Below are 16,695 nucleotides of genomic sequence, written 5' to 3'. Positions count from 1 at the left end.
ATCTTCAGGTTCGTCCGAGGCGGTCAGTCATTCAGTTCGCGCCGGCGGAAGGCGTGAACTGGCGGGCCGTGTTGGGACGGGCTTTCAGGTCGCACACGCTGCGCTCGTAGCTCGGGGCAACCGCCTGTTGCTCGCCGATTACCGTGAAGCCGTGAGTTTCGTTTGCGCGGGCGATATGCACGTTCTGCACGAGATGGTGCGTGCCGGCGTCCATCGACACCTTGCCCGAAGGACTGTCGAACGCGATGCCGCTCTCGAGCGCGCCGATGACCTTGTCGCGGTCCGTGCTGCCCGCCTTTGCGACGGCCATGGCCCACAAATGCCAGCCGTTCCAGACCGCGACCGCGCTATCCGTGATGTACGGGTAGTGATCGCCGTACGCCTTCTTCCAGGCTGCGCGAAACGTGTCGTTGTCCGCGCCGCCGAGTTCCTGGAAGTACGGAAACGCGACGACGATGCCGCTCGCTTCCTTAGGGCTGAGAACGACCTGCTCGTTTCCGAGGCCGAACGTCGCTGAGACGATCTGCATGCGGCTCGACAATCCCGCCGCTGCGAACTGTCGATAGAAGGCGATGTGATTGCCGCCCACGAGCAGCGAAAGGACGACGTCGGGCTTCGCCTCCTGAAGCTTCGAGATGACCGAACCGAACTCGCTCACGTCGAGCGGGATAAAGTCGGTTCCGATCACGGTGCCGCCGGCCTTCGCGACGTACTGCTTGACCCAGTCGGCCGAGATATGACCGTAGTTGTAGTCAGCCGCCAGAACGTAGAACTTCTTCTTGCCGTTCCTGATGGCCCAGTCGACCAGCGGCGCGATCTGCTGGGAAGGCACGATGCCCGTCAGGAAAGCATTCTTGTCGCACACGCCGCCTTCATATTGCTCGTTGTAGAAGTAGAGCGTTTTGTAGCGGTCTGCGACGGGCCGGATCGCTTCCCGCGACGCGCTCGTGATGCCGCCCATGACGACCGATACCTTATCGCGGAGAACAAGCTGATTCGCGTAGGTCGTGTATTTGGCGTTGTCGGACTGCGCGTCGTACATGACGAGCTTCAGGGGGCGGCCGAGCACGCCGCCCGATTCGTTGATGGACTGAATGGCAAGCTTCGTGGCGTCCGCCATCGACTTGCCGTAGACGTTGAGCCCTCCCGTTTCATCGAGAATGCTTCCGACCGTGATGGGCTCCTTGTCCGCCGCTGTCGCTGGAGTTTGCGCGAGGGACAGCAGGCAAATAGCTGCCAGCCAGGAAAGTATTCGACTCATGGAAGCTCCGCTGGTTTGTTGAACGGTTGCTGTCGCCGGCTTGTCACCCTGCCCGGCGAAGTCGCATGAATGCGCAAGTGCGAGCGAAAACGGGCACCGACGGAAGTGATGCTGCGAAATTAACAGGGCGTCGTGTAGCCCGCTTGCATATCCAAGACAACGCAATAGTCCCCGTCCGCCACACCAGGGTCATTGCTGATGCCGCGCGTTGACCCTGCTGTTCCACGCGCATGGCACGCATGCACAAGCGCGGGGAATTTGCGCGCGCTACGCTCGTCTCGTCGCTCATGAAGGAGAACGCAGTGTCCAATTCGAATGTGGATCAGCTGGTCAAGACAATTGCGCAAGCGTCGGATTTGCCTCTCGACGGGAGCCGGACCGCTGCCATCAGCCCGATTCTTGGCGTCTGGTTGAAGGACGCCAACGCGTTGTCGGCAAAAATGAGTGCGCCGGAGTTCGCACACGTGACGCCGATTACGGGAATCCTGCAGACGGTCAACCATGGCGAGGTGCCACATGGCGAGTGAACTGTCGGGGTTGTCCATCGCGGCCGCCGCGAAGCTTATCCGTCGTGGCGAGGTGAGCCCGACCGAACTTCTCGAATCGTCACTTCAGGCAATCGGGCAGCACAACGGTACGCTGCGCGCTTTCATTTCCGTCAACGAAGCATCGGCAAAAAAGGCGGCGGCTGCCGCGGAGCTGATGTTGTCGGCCGGGTACGACCTGGGTCCGCTGCACGGCATTCCTTTGGGCATCAAGGACAACATCGGAATTCGCGGCGAACGCACGACGGCCGGAAGCAGGATTCTCGAAGACTGGCACCCGGACAAGGACGCCACGGTCATCGCGAAGCTCAAACAGGCCGGCGCCGTATTCGTCGGCAAGACGAACATGCACGAGTTCGCCTGGGGCGGCACCTCCGCGAATCCGCACTACGGGCACGTGCGCAATCCATGGGATACGGGCAAGTTTCCGGCCGGGTCGAGTGGCGGGTCGGGCGCCGCCGTTGCCGCCGGTCTTTGCTATGGCGCGCTCGGTACCGACACAGGCGGGTCGATCCGGCTTCCTTCGGCGATCAACGGCGTGGTGGGGTTACGGCCCACGTATGGACGCGTCAGCAATTCCGGCATCGTGCCTCTTGCCTGGACGATGGATACGGCAGGGCCCATGACGCGGACCGTGGAGGATTGCGCGCTGGTTTTCAACGCGATTGCCGGCTCTGATCCGACCGACCCCGCCACGGCTTCGGTACCCGTCGACGATTACTTATCGAGAATGAGCGTGGGTGTCAGAGGGCTGCGCATCGGTATCGTCCCCCGCTATTTCTTCAGTCACATCCAGCCCGACGTGAAACGCGCGGTCGAGCAGGCGCTGAAGACATTCGAAGCACTAGGCGCTCATCTCGTCGAAGTCGACATCAAGCACATCGAAGGCAACATCTCCGCGCAACTGACGATCGAATCGGCCGAGCCCAGCACGTATCACCAGAAGTCGTTGCGCGAAAGGCCCGGCGATTTTGGCGAGGACGTTCGCACGTTGCTCGAGGTGGGCGAGATGCTGCTGGCCACTCATTATCTGCAGGCGCAGCGGTACCGGTCCCTGCTGCGCAACGAATTTCTCGAAGCCTTCAGGCGTGTGGACGTCTTTATTTGTCCGACGCTGCCTTTTACCGCGACGGCGCTCGGTGAAACCTCGGTCGTCATCGAAAACGGCGTGGAAGAAGACATGCTCTCGGCCATCATGCAATTTACGGGCGTGGCGAGCCTGACGGGTCTACCTTCGCTCAACGTTCCGTGCGGGTTCGATTCCGGCGGGCTGCCGGTCGGCATGCAGATTATCGGCGCGCCTTTCACTGAGTCGCACCTGTTTTCGGTGGGCCACGCGTTTCAGTGCGCGACCGATTTCCACACTCGACGTCCCGACCTGCCGTGAGCATGGCGACGGCCGCGGCGCATCGCAGCTTCGGATGCGCGGCGCAGCGGTTGTGCTGCCGCTCGAACCACGGCTACTTGTCGATCAACACTGAAGTAGGCCTTTGGGTGCGCAACAGGACGCTCTGAGGCGTCACACCGTAGCTCTTTTTAAACGAGCGGCTGAAGTGAGAAACGTCGCAGAATCCGTAAGTCATCGCTGCTTCCGTGACGTTCTTGACCGTCCCTCCGCGCAGCGCGCAATAGCTGGCCTCGAGCCGCTTCTGCCAGATCGATTTCATCGGGGTGGTCGCCTGTCCTGCGAAAGCACGCGCTAAGGTACGCGTCGACACATGCATCGAAGTCGCGATGTGGTCCACGTCGAGGCCGACGTATTCGATGTTCTCCTCGATGAATGCGATTGCCTTGTGGTACAGCGCTGCCTGAGAAGACGCGGCGGGCACGTCGCCTTGATGAATTTCGATGATTGCGCTGACGAGATCGAGGATCGCGCTCGCCACGCGCGACTCGGCGTGAGCGGACTGATTGAGCTCTTTCGATTCGCATGCTTCCTTGACCATGGCGCCTAACACGGCCCGAAAGCCGGTGCCGGGTCCAAGCGACGTAGCGACCACGTGTTCCGCGCGCGCCGTGCGACGAAGCAGGAGGTCTCGCGGAATACGCAGAATGAAGAACGATTCCGGCGCGATCGTATAGCTGAACGGACGCGCCGCGTCGTAGAGCAGAACGTCACCCGCTTGCTGCACGACTCTTCGGCCGTTCTGTTCGAGGTAGGCGACGCCATGCTCGAGATACGAAAGCCAAAGGTTCGTTTCCGGTCCGGTTCGAATGTTGTTGAAATCCCGCACCCATTGATGCTCGGGGCCGCTCATCTTCGCGACGTGCAGCGCGCCGATCGACCGTCCGATGATGTCGGCGTCAAACTGGTTTCGATGCGGGGAGTCGCTCGCCGCCGGAATGCAATGGCTGCACACGACGTCTCGCCAGTAATCGAAACGATCCGGCGCCGCGACCGCGGAGGTAGAAAACACGTATCGCATCGCAGCTCCTGAATCGGCCCGTCGACGTCCGAGGCCCTGGTTAAACTGACGAGTAGAGTTATCTGCCTTGGACCAGCGTGACAATGAGGGTTTGCGCCGACAGTTGCGGTGCGATGCAGCATTGCGTGGGAGTTGAGCGCGCGATGGGTCCGGCGCCACCATAGACCGCCAAATTCGCCAGTGCAAGATACGGTGACGGGTGCCAGACGTGCAGCGCGCGGTGGCGCCGAAAAGCTTCGTGAAATCAGCCTGCCGGCGATTGCGATTGCGATTGCGAGGGCGGGACGGACGGCGGTGCGGTGCGCGGGTCCGTCGCCGCGTCGCTGCCGGCGGGGTCGGCTACGGCATGGGTTGGCTGCGGAAATACCAGCGTAAACCGCGTCACGCCCGCCTCGCTCTGAGCGAGCCAGCTGCCGCCATGCAATTGCATGATGCTGCGCACGATCGAAAGCCCCAGCCCGCTCGATTCCGAAGACCGCTGCCGCGACGCGTCGGCGCGATAAAACCGGTCGAAGAGCCGCTCGAGATGATGCGGCGGAATGGTCGGGCCGCGGTTCTCCACGTGCAGCGCGACGCCGTCCGCGCGTGCTTCGGCCGTCATTGAAATCGCCGAGCCGGGCTGCGCGTAGCGAACCGCGTTGGCGAGCAGATTGCCGAGCGCGCGCCGCAGCAGCAGCGGATCGGCGAACACCGTGCCGTTGCCGTGCGACTCGATGCGCACGCCGCGGTCGTCGGCCAGGTCTTCGAAGTATTCGACGATGCGCGTGAACTCTTCGGGGACCGGCAGCGCCTTGCGTTCGATCGCATGATCGGCATGTTCGGCGCGCGCGAGGAACAGCATGTTGTCGATCATTTTCGACATCCGTTGCAGTTCCTCGAAGTTCGAGCCGAGCAGCCGCTGGTAGTAGGCGATGTCGCGCGTCTGGCCCAATCCCACTTCGGTTTGCCCGAGCAGATTGCCGATCGGCGTGCGCAGGTCGTGCGCCATATCGGCGGACACCTGTTTCAACTGCGTGAAACCGCGTTCGAGCCGGTCGAGCATCGCGTTGAATGCACCGATCAGCGCGTCGAGTTCGGGCGGCGCGTCGCGCTGTTCGATGCGCGTCGACAGATTGCCCATGCCGATCGAGGCGGTCTCGGTGGCAAGGCGTCGCAGCGGATTCATGCCGCGGCGCGCGAGGCCGTACGCGAGCAGCGCGGCCAGCAGCGCCGCGAACGACGCGAAGAGCAGAATCTGATCGCGATAGTCGGCCAGCATTTTCGTGCGCTCGGCCATGAGCCGCCCCGAGATGATCTGCAGATCGCGCTGTCCGGCCGCGCCCTGCGCGGCGGCCGCGACATAGATGAACGGCGTGCCGTCGTCCTGTGTCGTGTGATGGACGGCCGACAGCGACAGTGCGGCGCCGGCCGGCACCGGCTTGACGTCGGGCACGGCCGTGTGACCCGGATTGACCGTGATGAGCGGCGTGCCGTCCTGCATGCGCACGACGAGCAGCGACTCGGTATTGCCGAGCATATTCGCGAAGAGCTGCGGCTTTTCGCGGATCAGATCGCGTACGTCGACGTCGTGCATCAGCGTGCGGATCTGATCGACGCGCGTGACGAGCGCGCCGTCGTCGCGCACCACGAGTTGCGCTTCGAGTTGCCGGTACAGCACGAAACCGACGATCGCCATCGCGCCAAACGCAATCAGCGCAAACAGCAGCGCGAGCCGTGTGGTCAGCGAGATGCGTTTCACGATTCGTCCTCGCAGCGATAGCCGACCCCATGCACCGTATGAATGAGGCGCCGCTCGAACGGCTCGTCGATTTTTTGCCGCAGCCGGCGCACGGCGACGTCCACGACGTTGGTATCGCTGTCGAAGTTCATGTCCCACACGCGCGAGGCGATCAGCGCGCGCGACAGCACCTGCCCCTGGTTCTGCATGAAGAACTGCAGCAGGTTGAATTCCTTGTTGGTGAGCGAGATGCGCGTGCCGTTGCGCTCGACGCGGCGCTTCGGCACATCGACGCGCAGGTCGCCGAGCGTCAGCAACTCTTCCTGCTTTTGCGGCTGCCCGCGCCGCAAGATGATGCGGATGCGCGCGAGCAGTTCGGCAAACGAAAACGGCTTGACGAGGTAATCGTCGGCGCCGAGATCGAGGCCCTTCAACCGGTCTTCGAGCGTGCCGCGCGCGCTGAGGAACAGCACCGGTGTGTCGGTGCGCGCGCCGAGCTTTTTCATGACGGTCCAGCCGTCCATCTCCGGCATCATCACGTCGAGCAGGATCAGGTCGTAACGCGTTTCCTGCGCGAGGTGCAGGCCGTCGATGCCGTTGTTCGCCACGTCGACCACATACCCGGCTTCGGTGAGCCCGTTCTGCAGATAGTCGCCGGTTTTTGCTTCGTCTTCGATGACCAGAATTCGCATTTCGTGTACCGTCGATGTTTCCGCGTGAATCTTGAGCTTGGGCCGGCGCGCGTCGTGCCGTCGATTTCAACGGTCTGCGCAGCCGCGCGGGCCGCATCGATCCGTTCGAGGTCCGGGTTGATGATCATGTCCGCCTTCGCGACCATATACCAGACCGGCTTGTTCTTCCATGCCGGATCGGGAATCTGCGCGGTGAAAGCAGTGAAAGCGGTGGCCGAGGTCGGCATCCGTGCGTGCGCTTCGAACTGCGCTTGCATGCGCGGCAGGTCGGCGGCTGCGCCGGCAGCGAGCGCGCGCCCGATCGAACGGGACGAAGAGATACGCATGGCTGGTCGTCTGAACCGGATCACGTTATTGCAAAGGAGTGAGACGTGGTGCCAGTCTAGGGAGCAGACCCGGACCGGGCCGTTACCCGATCATTACAAAAAAATGACGAAGCTGCTTAGGCGGCCGGTAAAGGCAAAGCGGCAAAGGCGAGTGAGGGCGGGCCAGGGCGAGTGAGGCGGGTGAGGGCGGGCAACGAGGCGGCCGATGGCGGCCAAAGAGGCGGTCGATAACGACCGAGGGCGCCTGTGTAAAGGCGCCCTCGTGGCCTGCGGACCGTGTTCCGGCCCGTCAGCCTGAACGAACTTGCTTTAGTGCTTGCGCTTCTGGGAGTCCTTGACGGCTTCCTTCATGTCGCCGACGTCCTTGCGGGTCTGGCCGACTTCCTGTTGCACGTCGCCCTTCAGCTCCCGGGCCGGATTGTCCGTCGCGCGGCCGATTGCCTCGTTGGCCTTGCCCTTCACCTTCTCAACAGTGCCCTTCACCTGATCCTTATTCATGATGAACCCTCCTTTGAGACGACAAGGCGTCGCCAGCGATACAGCAGCATGAAGCGAGCCTGACACGCGCGGCGCATACGAGTGTTGCTTTGTGCATGGCAGCAAAAGACGGATCGCCGCGCTTTCGTCAATCGGCCTGTACGCGATGCCGCGCAGCGACGCATAAAACTGTCGCGATTGGAATGGCGCTTGCTAAAATCGGAAAAGAGTACGGAGGGCAATATGGCAGACATCCTTATTGTCGATGCCGATGCGAGCGTGCTGAGTACCCTCGGCCTGCTGATCGCCGCGGAGGGCTATGTGGTCCGCACGGCCACCAACGGCAGCGACGCGCTCGATCTGGCGCGCGCGAGCCGTCCCGATGTCCTGATCTCCGATACGCGCACGCCAGGCCTTTCCGGTCCCGCGCTCGTGCGCGAAATGCGCAAAGACCCTGTACTTGCTTCCGTGCCGGTCATCCTCGCTTTCAACGGCGCATTGCCGCCGCGCATTCGCGTCTTCAGTTTTTTGCGCAAGCCATTACGGTATGCCAGGCTTCTGAAAGTGCTGCACCGCGCCGAGCGCGCATGCGCAAAACGCGACGCGCGCCATTCCCCGACGAACTGGAGAGTCGCCCGGCGCCATCTGAAGGGCGAGCCGAAACCGGGCTGACGCGGTTCGAGCGGCTAGTTCGCGCTCCAAGCGCACTCGGGGTCACTCGCGCTCGCTCGGGCTCATTCAAGCGCACTCGATCAGTGTCGCGTGTCCGGCAACGACAGCAGCAAGGCCGGCACGCTCATATCTTCGTCGAGTTCAGGCCAGTACAACTGCTGCCGGTCCAGCGAAATCGCGAAGTGCTCGCGCTCGTCGGACGTCGCGGCTTCCAGCACCGGAAACCAGCGCAGCGGGAACTCGATATCCCGCCCGTCGGACAGCCGCAGAAACAAGTGCGCGCTATCGAAGCTCACATCGACTGCATCGGCATACATGGCTCGCTCCTGAAGAAAACTCTCTACTCGCCCTTCACATGCCCTTCACACGCCCTCTACACGATAGGTGGCGCGGCAGTCGCGTTCAAGTGAGCCTGACGCCGCATCTGTGTGGATCGTTGAATCGTCGTTGCGTGCGTCGCTGCGCGAGACGTGCACCGCGCATTCGTTTGCGCAATCGTTTTCCGGGCATGCATGCAACACGCGCGCATCGCATGGCGACGGTTTGCCCGATTCCGGCTCCCATCGCGACAGTTCCCGATACAATCCCCTGACGAATCGCGAGGACGCGCATGCGTTGCGGGTCTGCTGCTTCGACCCGTTCATGCTGTGCGCAGCCATCAAGTAAGTCGTTCGTCGCGCCGTAAACGAAAAGATCGGCGTCGCGCTTTAACCGCATCGATCGGACGTTCGACCCACCGCAGGCAGTGGATGCAGGGACAGCGCGGTTACTTCATGCCAGCCAGGCCGTCTATGTTCAATTTTCTTCTCGATACACCGGCATCGGGCAACGGTCAGGTAACCGCGTCGATACGCGCGTCGCTGCTGTCTACGCTATTCGAGAACACACGCCCGCTTCTGATGTCGGGACTCTCGAGCGCGTTCGTCGCCGTGGTGGCGTGCTTTCGCGTGCATCATGCGTGGGCGCCGCTGTGGCTCGCGGCCGAGATCGTGCTTCTCGCCGCGCGCATGCTCATCGCGCACCGCTATGTCGCGCGCAACCGCGCGCGTGCGCTTCATCCGGAACGGTCGGCCGCGCGCTATGCGCCGGTATCGCTGCTCGCGTGTCTGACCTTCGGTCTCGGCACGATGGCATCGATCATCTCGGGCGACATGCAGCTCGCGTCGCTCGCGATCATGGTGACGGCCGGCATTCTCGGCGGCATCGCGTCGCGCAACGCGGCGTTGCCGCGTCTCGCGATCATGCAGATCTTCTGCGGCACGATTCCGATCGGCGTCGGCGCGCTGCTCGCGCCGCGCAGCGCGTCGTGGATCCTCGTGCCGCCGCTGTTTGCCTATCTCGTCGCGATGGTGTCGGTCGTGCGACGCCACTACGAAGGCCTCGTCGCGCTGATGACCGCCGAGCAGCGGCACGCCGAACTCGCGGCCCGCTTCGATGCGGCGCTCACGCATATGCCGCACGGGCTGTGCACGATCGACGGCAACGGCCGCGTGATCGTCGCGAACCGGCGTGCGGCGGAGCTTTTCGGCGCAACCGTCGAGATGCTGCGCCTCAATGTGCCGTTGCCCGAATTCATCGGGTATGTGGGCGTCGCGAAGTTCGGCGAAACCTTGCGCCAGCAACTGGTGGAACGCTGCACCGCGTGGCTCTCGGGCGAGCGCCGGCCGCTCGATCTCGAACTCGGCGACGGGCGCCAGCTCGAGATGACGCGCAATCCGGTGCCCGACGGCAGCGCGGTGATCATCATCGAAGACGTCACGGAGCGCCGCCAGTCCGAAGCGAAAATCCTGCATCTCGCGCGGCACGATCCGCTGACCGGCCTGCCGAACCGGCGCGATCTGTACGAGCGGCTCGAACGGATTCTCGCGAGGCCGATGGGCGGCCGCGAGCCCGAAGTCGCGCTCATGTATCTCGATCTGGACGGCTTCAAGCAGGTCAACGACCGGCTCGGCCATCATGCCGGCGACGAAGTGCTGACGACGGTCGCCGGCCGCCTGAAGGAGTTGTTGTGGACCGGCGAATTCGTCGCGCGTCTGGGCGGCGACGAATTCGCGGTCGTCGTCGAAAACAGCACGTGCGCGGCGAGCGAAGCGCTCGCGCCTCGCATCATCCGCGAGATCGCCAAGCCGTACATGCTGTCGACGGGCGAGGCGATCAGCATCGGCACGAGTATCGGCATCGCGTTCGCTGCGCACGGCGAATCGATCGAACAGCTGCTCAAGCGAGCGGACGTCGCGCTATACGACGCAAAGGAAGCGGGCAAGGGCACATTCCGCTTCTCAGTGCCGGACGGCACGCGAAAGGACGGCGCCGTCAGCGCGCCGCGCTGGCCGGCTTCATAGCGGCAGCGGCAAGACAAAAGCAAAGCGGCGGCCCCAGGGCCGCCGCTTTGCGCGACTACGTTACGCGATGCATCACCTGACGCGTCCGGTTGAACGCAGCGTTCAACGAGGTACTGCGTGCAATCACATCTGCGCGCCGATCATCCAGGGCACAAACTCTTCGTTGCCGATCCCGAGCGCTTCGCTCTTCGACTGCTCGCCCGATGCGACGCGCACGATCGCGCGGAAGATTTCCTCGCCCTTCTGCTCGACGGTCGCGGTGCCGTCCATGATCTCGCCGCAGTTGATGTCCATGTCGTCGCGCATGCGGTGGTACATCTTCGAGTTCGTCGCGACCTTGATCGACGGCGCGGGCTTCGCGCCGAAGCACGAACCGCGGCCCGTCGTGAACACCACGAGGTTCGCGCCGCTCGCGATCTGGCCCGTCGCCCCCATCGGGTCGTAGCCGGGCGCATCCATAAAGACGAGACCGTGCTTGTCGATCGGCTCCGCGTACTTATAGACATCGACGAGCGGCGTCGAACCGCTCTTCGCGACGGCGCCGAGCGACTTCTCGAGAATCGTCGTCAGGCCGCCGGCCTTGTTGCCGGGCGTCGGGTTGTTGTCGATGCTGCCCTTTTCGCGCTCCGCATAGCCTTCCCACCAGCGGATCCGCTCGACCACTTTTTCGCCGACTTCACGCGAGACCGCACGGCGCGTCAGCAGGTGCTCGGCGCCGTAGATTTCCGGCGTTTCGGTCAGAATCGCGGTGCCGCCGTGCTTGACGAGCAGGTCGACGGCCGCGCCGAGCGCCGGGTTGGCGGTGATGCCCGAGTGACCGTCCGAGCCGCCGCATTGCAGCGCGACGCACAGGTGCGAGACAGGCGCAGGCTCGCGCTTCACGTCGTTCGCAACGGGCAGCATCTTGTCGATCGCGGCAATCACGGCCTCGACGGTTTTCTGCGTGCCGCCGAGTTCCTGCATGACGAACGGCACGACCATCGGGCCCGGCGCCACGCCTTCGGCGACGAACAGCGCGCCCATCTGATTCGCTTCGCAGCCGAGACCGACCACGACGATGCCCGCGAAATTCGCATGGCGCGCATAGCCGCCGATCGTGCGGCGCAACTGCTGGATGCCTTCGCCGTTGTGGTCGATGCAGCAGCCGAAGCTGTGCGACAGCGGCACGATGCCGTCGACGTTCGGGTACGCGTCGAGCGCCCCGGGCTGCGAGAAATGCTGCGCGGCCATTTTCGTCACGCTCGCCGAGCAGTTCACCGTGCTGACGATGCCGATATAGTTGCGCGTCGCCACGCGGCCGTCGGCGCGCTTGATGCCCATGAAAGTCAGCGGTTCGGCCGCGCTTTGCACGGGCTTCACTTCGCTGCTGAACGCGTAGTCGCGTTCGAAATCGCCCATCGCGACGTTGTGCACATGCACGTGTTCGCCGGGCGCGATCGGCTGCGTCGCGAAGCCGATGATCTGGCCGTAGCGGCGCACGGGGCTGCCCTGCGCGACCGCGCGGATCGCTACCTTGTGTGCCTCGGGAATGTCGGCGAGCACGGTGAGCCCGTCCAGTTCGTCGAGGGTCGTACCGCTCGGAATCGCCTGCCGCGCGATCGCGACATCGTCGTCGGCGTGCAGTTTGATGACCGCAGAAGCGGCAATGACATCGGCCATGTTGATATCTCCAGATATGGATTCGTTCGTGCACGCGTTCGCCGCGTCGTGCATCATGTGGGGTGCATGCAGTATGCGAAGCCGTTCCTGCGGCCGCAAATTGGTCGGACCACATCGCCCGAGGAGACATCAGATGGGACAGCACAGCGAGCGAAACAGCGCGCTGGGTCATGTCATCAGGCAAATTGAAAGCCGGTTGCTCGACCCGGAACTGAGGCCGGGCGCGCGGCTGCCGTCCGAGCGCGCAATGGCCGAATCGTTCGGCACCTCGCGCTCGACCGTACGCGAAGCCGTCGCAAGGCTCGTCGCGCGCGGCACGCTCGAAACGCGGCGCGGCGCCGGCGTGTTCGTCAGCGCCGCCCCGCAGGCCATGCCCGATTCGCTATGGCTGCAGCGCAGCGGCGAAGGCTCGCCGCAGCGCCGCGAGACGCTCGAATTCCGCGCAATTTTCGAATGCTGTGTTGCGCGCTTCGCGGCGGAGCGCGCAAGCGCCGACGAACGCCAGCGTCTTGCCACGGTGCTGCACGACATGACGCGCGCGGTCTCGGCCGGCGACGTCGAAGCCGAGGCGCGCGGCGACGCGAATTTTCATCTGACGCTGGCGGCGATGGCGCACAACTTCATGCTGACGCGTTTCTATACGACGGTCGTCGACCAGTTGCGCGATCACATCACGCGCAATACGTACGCGGCGATGCTCGATCTGCCGCACGCGAAAGAGCGCTCGATGGCGCGGCTTGCGCAGCATGAAAGCATCTATCAGGCGATCTGCGAGCATGCGCCCGACGGCGCCGCGCAGGCGATGGCGCAGCATCTTGCGTTTGTCGGCGAGCAGTTCAATGCCGCCGCATAGGCGCGCTGCGTAAATGCGGCGCAGCACGAACCGTGTGCGGCGGCCTTCGATCAGCCTTGGTCAGCCTTGCCGACGCAACTGCAGCGCGTAGGTGAACCGGTTTGCCGGAAACACGCTGACCGTGACCTCGAACACGGCGCCATGCTGGTCGACGTAGTGCCGCGTGATTTCAAGCGCATGACCGTCCGCTTCGACCGCAAGCGCCTTCGCAAGCCGCGCGGGCACGCCGACCGCGCGAATCTCCTGGCGCACTTCGCGCACGCTGCGCCCGAAGCGTTCTTCGACCATTGCGCAGATCAACCCCGAACTCTTGCGCAGCTCGCGCCGGATGCCGGCGCCGACCGCCGGCTCGAGATAGACGTCGGTCCAGCAGATCGGCTCGTCGGGCTTCGCGGGATCGACGCGCAGCAACTCGACGCGCAGCCACCGCGAGCCGGTTTCGACGCCTAGCTGAGCGGCGAGCGTCGGGCTCGCCGACACTTCGCCGATGGCCTGCACGTGCCGCTCGGTGACCACCGCGAACTGGGTCAGATCCTCGACGCTCGACAACGACTGCTCGTACGCCACGCGCGGCTTGCTTGCTTCGACGCGAATGCCCGCGCGCTTGCGCCGCGAGATGAGTCCGAGCTCCTGAACCCTTTCGAGCGCGGAGCGCACGGTCGCGCGGCTCACGCCGAATTGCGCGGAAAGATCGAGTTCGCTCGGCAGCGCCGCGCCGACTTCGAACGTGCCGTTGCCGATCGCCTCAATCAGTTGCTCCGCCAGTTCGGCATATCGGGGTTTCATGACAACGGTCCTTATCGGTTGAAGCCGGGTTCGCAGCGCGTGCACGGCGGCGCGCGGCCGCGGGGCGCGCTAATGCTAGCCCGCGTGCGGCGCGCTGCCAAGTCATGCGCGCGCGGCGTTTCTTGACCGCGAAGCATACAGGTAAACCCGAGGTTGACCCATCCCACATGCTGGAAATATAGTCCGGACTTATTCAAAATGTACGGACTTATTTGGACGTGATGCGCAGCAATGCGTCCGTCGAACGGTCCAGCGCGCCACGAACGGCATGGCAAACGGAGACGACATGGCATTTCATACGGACACCGCGAATGCGCGCAGCCCCGAAGCAGAAAGCGCGACATCGCGCAGGAAGCAGCCGGTCTATGCGCGGCTCGGCGTGCAGATCGTCGTAGGCATCGTCGCCGGCATTGCGCTCGGCTTTATCGCGCCGAAGCTCGCGGTCGATATGAAGATTCTCGGCGACATCTTTCTGCGCCTGATCAAGATGATCGTCGCGCCGCTCGTGTTCCTGAACGTCGTGCTCGGCATTGCCGCGGCGGGCGACCTGAAAAACGTCGGCCGCATCGGATTGCGCGCGCTGATCTACTTCGAGATCGTCTCGACCATCGCGCTCGCGTTCAGCATGGTCGTGGCGAATCTGTCCGGCGTCGGCGCCGGCATGCATCTGACGCAGAACGCCGCCGACGCGGCGGCCGCTCACGCGCAGTACGGCAAAGCCGCGCCGGTGTCGCTCGAGCATTTCATGCTGACGCTCTTTCCCGACAACTTCGTCGGCGCATTCGCGAACGGCTCGCTGCTGCAGGTGCTCGTGATTTCGATCGGCTTCGGCGCCGCCCTGCTGATGCTCAGGCACGACACGCGCGGCAGCGTCGAACATGCATTGACGCGCATGTCCGAGGTGTTCTTCAAGTTCGTCGACGTGATCATGAAGTTCGCGCCGCTCGGCGCATTCGGCTCGATCGCATTCGCGATCGGCAGCAGCGGCATGAATGCGGTGATCTCGCTCGGCTATCTGCTGGTCGTGATGTATCTGTCGCTGGCGTTCTTCGTGGTCGTGGTGCTTGGCATCGTGTTGCGGCTCTACGGCTTCAACGTGTTCCGTTTTCTGCGCTACTTCAAGGACGAAATCTTTCTGCTGTTCGCCACCGCGTCGTCGGAAAGCGCCTTGCCGCGTCTGTTCGAAAAGCTCGAGCGGCTTGGCTGCTCGCGGCAGTCCACCGGACTCGTGCTGCCGACCGGCTATGCGTTCAACCTCGACGGCACGGCCGTTTATATGTCGCTGTGCGTGATGTTCGTCGCGAACGCGTATGGCGTGCCGCTGAGCCTGCATCAGCAGCTCGGGCTGCTTTTGCTGATGCTCGTTACGTCGAAGGGCGCGGCAACGGTTTCCGGCGGCACGTTCATCGTGTTCGCGGCGACCGTCACCGCGTCGGGCATGCTGCCGATCGAGGCACTGCCGATTCTGTTCGGCATCAACCGCTTCACGTCCCAGGCGGTCGCGATCTGCAACTCGATAGGCAATAGCGTCGCGACGCTCGTGATTGCGAAGTCGTCGGGCGAGTTCGATCCGATTGCCGCACGCGACGAGTACCAGCGCGTATTCGGCGCGCGGCCCGGCAAGGTCATCTGATCATCGGATTCTGGTTCGTTCGTTCAAGGAAGGGTTATGCGTATCACTGCGGTCAGGGAAATCTCGGTCCCGCTCGAAGGCAATGTCGCGAATGCGCTCGTCAGTTTTGCGGAGCACGACGTGTCGCTCGTCGCGCTGCATACCGATGTGATTCGCAACGGCAGGCCGGTCATCGGCTATGCATTCGATTCGATCGGGCGCTTCGCGCAAGGCGGCATTCTGCGCGACCGGATGATTCCCCGGCTGCTTGCTGCGCCGCCGGAAAACCTGCTCGACGCGAGCGGCGCATGCTTCGACCCGCAGAAAGTGCTGCACACGATCCTGCGCAACGAGAAGCCGGGCGGCCACGGCGACCGCGCGGCGGCTGCAGGCGCGCTCGAACTCGCCGTCTGGGACCTGAACGCGAAGCTCTTCGACGAACCCGCGCATGTGACGATCGCGCGCCGTTACGGGCGGCGCGGCAAGACCGAAGGCGTCGACGTGTATGCGGCCGGTGGCTATTACTACGCGCAAGACAGCACGCAGCGCCTTGCCGACGAATTCAACGCGTATCGCGAGCAGGGCTTCGACGCGTTCAAGATGAAGATCGGCGGCGCGAGCCTCGAGCAGGATCTCGCGCGCATCGAAGCGGCGCTGGGCGTGGCGGGCGCCGGTCAACGGCTCGCCGTCGATGCGAACGGCCGCTTCGATCTCGACACGGCGCTAGCCTACGCCAACGCGATCGCACCTTACGACCTGCGCTGGTACGAGGAGATCGGCGACCCGCTCGACTTCGATCTGAACCGGCAGGTCGCCGAGGCCTACACGGGTCGTATCGCGACGGGCGAGAACCTGTTCTCGCTGCCCGACGTGAAGAATCTGACGCGCTTCGGCGGCATGCGCGCGGGCCTCGACGTGTTCCAGATGGACGCGGGCCTCGCCTACGGGCTCACTGAATACGCCCGCATGATCGAGCTGATCGAAAGCCATGGCTTCGATCGCGCGCAGGCCTATCCGCATGGCGGACATCTGATCAACCTGCATATCGCGGTGGGCCTCGAACTTGGCGGCTGCGAAGCGTATCCGGGCGTGTTCCAGCCGTTCGGCGGCTATGCGGCCGGCTGCGGCGTCGGCGGCGGGCTCGTGCGTCCGACGCAAGCGGCGGGATTCGGACTCGAAGAAAAAGAGGGGCTGCGCCCGTGGCTCGCGCATCTCGCTGCCTGATTCGGCGTGAGGCGGCGTGATGCAACCCGATGTAACCCGATGCGGCCTGATGAAGCCGACGCAATGAAGCCGACGCAACGAAGCCGAGGCATTGAAGCCGAGG

Annotated in this window: 15 protein-coding genes; 7 read left to right on the top strand and 8 right to left on the bottom strand. The window is 63.9% G+C overall.

Features of this window, described 5'->3' with window-relative positions; genetic code table 11:
- Positions 1-31 precede the first annotated feature (31 nt).
- Positions 32-1,261 (bottom strand): urea ABC transporter substrate-binding protein, encoded by a 1,230-nt coding sequence (locus tag BTO02_RS19565; RefSeq protein WP_075158414.1) that lies wholly within the window; start codon positions 1,259-1,261, stop codon positions 32-34.
- Positions 1,262-1,563: 302 nt separating this feature from the next.
- Between BTO02_RS19565 and BTO02_RS19560 the strand changes: the two genes are divergently transcribed.
- Together BTO02_RS19560 and BTO02_RS19555 are read left to right on the top strand one after the other, a co-directional pair.
- Complete coding sequence (locus tag BTO02_RS19560; protein ID WP_156883858.1) at positions 1,564-1,788, top strand: hypothetical protein; 225 nt, start codon at positions 1,564-1,566, stop codon at positions 1,786-1,788.
- Positions 1,778-3,193, top strand: coding sequence for an amidase (locus BTO02_RS19555; RefSeq protein WP_075158412.1), 1,416 nt, complete (start codon positions 1,778-1,780; stop codon positions 3,191-3,193). Before BTO02_RS19560 ends, BTO02_RS19555 begins: the two co-directional genes overlap by 11 nt.
- 73 nt (positions 3,194-3,266) lie before the next feature.
- Here BTO02_RS19555 and BTO02_RS19550 read toward each other — a convergent pair whose 3' ends face one another.
- The 4 genes from BTO02_RS19550 to BTO02_RS19530 form a co-directional block, all read right to left on the bottom strand.
- Entirely contained in the window at positions 3,267-4,394 is a 1,128-nt protein-coding gene (locus BTO02_RS19550) for a helix-turn-helix domain-containing protein (protein ID WP_083615181.1), read from the bottom strand.
- Positions 4,395-4,476: 82 nt separating this feature from the next.
- A complete protein-coding gene (locus tag BTO02_RS19545; RefSeq protein ID WP_232243398.1) occupies positions 4,477-5,970 on the bottom strand; it encodes a heavy metal sensor histidine kinase in 1,494 nt (497 codons plus the stop codon).
- Positions 5,967-6,641: a heavy metal response regulator transcription factor gene (locus tag BTO02_RS19540; protein WP_075158410.1), complete on the bottom strand. Its 675-nt coding sequence runs from the start codon at positions 6,639-6,641 to the stop codon at positions 5,967-5,969. The genes BTO02_RS19545 and BTO02_RS19540 overlap by 4 nt, the downstream gene beginning before the upstream one ends.
- 635 nt (positions 6,642-7,276) lie before the next feature.
- On the bottom strand, positions 7,277-7,465 hold the full coding sequence (locus BTO02_RS19530) for a CsbD family protein (RefSeq protein WP_075158409.1): 189 nt from the start codon (positions 7,463-7,465) through the stop codon (positions 7,277-7,279).
- A 222-nt stretch (positions 7,466-7,687) separates the two neighbouring features.
- Between BTO02_RS19530 and BTO02_RS19525 the strand changes: the two genes are divergently transcribed.
- A complete protein-coding gene (locus BTO02_RS19525) occupies positions 7,688-8,116 on the top strand; it encodes a response regulator (RefSeq protein ID WP_075158408.1) in 429 nt (142 codons plus the stop codon).
- 80 nt (positions 8,117-8,196) lie between these two features.
- On the opposite strand, the gene BTO02_RS19520 is transcribed toward BTO02_RS19525, so the two are convergent.
- Positions 8,197-8,433: a DUF2442 domain-containing protein gene (locus BTO02_RS19520; protein WP_075158407.1), complete on the bottom strand. Its 237-nt coding sequence runs from the start codon at positions 8,431-8,433 to the stop codon at positions 8,197-8,199.
- Between the two features lie 456 nt (positions 8,434-8,889).
- On the opposite strand from BTO02_RS19520, the gene BTO02_RS19510 reads away from it, so the two are divergent.
- A complete protein-coding gene (locus BTO02_RS19510) occupies positions 8,890-10,458 on the top strand; it encodes a sensor domain-containing diguanylate cyclase (protein WP_198039162.1) in 1,569 nt (522 codons plus the stop codon).
- A gap of 123 nt (positions 10,459-10,581) precedes the next feature.
- Here the strand turns inward: BTO02_RS19510 and BTO02_RS19505 are convergent, their stop codons facing one another.
- Positions 10,582-12,117 (bottom strand): UxaA family hydrolase, encoded by a 1,536-nt coding sequence (locus BTO02_RS19505; protein ID WP_075159020.1) that lies wholly within the window; start codon positions 12,115-12,117, stop codon positions 10,582-10,584.
- A 133-nt stretch (positions 12,118-12,250) separates the two neighbouring features.
- On the opposite strand from BTO02_RS19505, the gene BTO02_RS19500 reads away from it, so the two are divergent.
- The gene (locus BTO02_RS19500) at positions 12,251-12,970 is read left to right on the top strand and encodes a FadR/GntR family transcriptional regulator (protein WP_075158404.1); all 720 of its coding nucleotides are present in this window, start codon (positions 12,251-12,253) and stop codon (positions 12,968-12,970) included.
- A 60-nt stretch (positions 12,971-13,030) separates the two neighbouring features.
- Here BTO02_RS19500 and BTO02_RS19495 read toward each other — a convergent pair whose 3' ends face one another.
- Complete coding sequence (locus BTO02_RS19495; protein WP_075158403.1) at positions 13,031-13,756, bottom strand: GntR family transcriptional regulator; 726 nt, start codon at positions 13,754-13,756, stop codon at positions 13,031-13,033.
- 286 nt (positions 13,757-14,042) lie between these two features.
- Between BTO02_RS19495 and BTO02_RS19490 the strand changes: the two genes are divergently transcribed.
- Positions 14,043-15,389: a cation:dicarboxylate symporter family transporter gene (locus BTO02_RS19490; RefSeq protein WP_075159019.1), complete on the top strand. Its 1,347-nt coding sequence runs from the start codon at positions 14,043-14,045 to the stop codon at positions 15,387-15,389.
- Positions 15,390-15,425: 36 nt separating this feature from the next.
- On the top strand, positions 15,426-16,592 hold the full coding sequence (locus tag BTO02_RS19485) for an enolase C-terminal domain-like protein (RefSeq protein WP_075158402.1): 1,167 nt from the start codon (positions 15,426-15,428) through the stop codon (positions 16,590-16,592).
- Positions 16,593-16,695 lie beyond the last annotated feature (103 nt).

It is taken from the genome of Paraburkholderia sp. SOS3 (genome assembly GCF_001922345.1).
GTDB lineage: Bacteria > Pseudomonadota > Gammaproteobacteria > Burkholderiales > Burkholderiaceae > Paraburkholderia.
Note: the sequence above shows the minus strand (reverse complement) of the source record. Positions and strands in the feature narration are given on the sequence as shown.